The following is a 575-nucleotide window of genomic DNA, read 5'->3' as shown; positions in this document are numbered from 1 at the left end:
TCAATGTACAAGCGATTGCTGCCTTTTTCATTATGTCCGGCAGTATATCCTATAAATACATTATTTGATCCTGTCACATTAGTATATCCTGCTTTATATCCTAAAAAAACGTTGTAGTTACCTGTGGAGTTATAATATCCTGATTGGCGACCTGAAAAAACGTTTCCATTTCCCAAATTCTCAAGTCCTGAATCATCCCCTGTAAATACATTATAACTACCGAATTTATTGGTCCATCCCGAATGATAGCCGATATAAATGTTATTGGTTCCGGTTTGATTGTTAGAGCCTGCTTCACTTCCTACAAATACATTACGTATTCCCTCAGTATTTGATTGTCCTGCCTCGTGGCCTGTAAAAACATTCTCACGTCCCCCTCTATTTGCATATCCTGATTTATCTCCATAAAAGGTATTGTTCCCGCCTGATGTATTGGACCATCCAGACTTGTATCCGGCAAATACATTTTGAAGTCCAGATAGGTTTTGAAATCCGGCTTCACGGCCAATAAAAACATTTTTGGATCCGTTAAAGTTGCTGTATCCTGCCTTATATCCAAAAAAGGCGTTATCTTT

Annotated in this window: 1 pseudogene; it reads right to left on the bottom strand. The window is 38.3% G+C overall.

The features are described 5' to 3' along the window. A pseudogene (locus FLACHUCJ7_RS00185) lies at positions 1-575 on the bottom strand (hemagluttinin family protein); the annotation flags it as partial.

The organism is Flavobacterium salmonis (genome assembly GCF_903819435.1).
In the GTDB taxonomy this organism is placed as follows: domain Bacteria; phylum Bacteroidota; class Bacteroidia; order Flavobacteriales; family Flavobacteriaceae; genus Flavobacterium; species Flavobacterium chungangense.
Note: the sequence above shows the minus strand (reverse complement) of the source record. Positions and strands in the feature narration are given on the sequence as shown.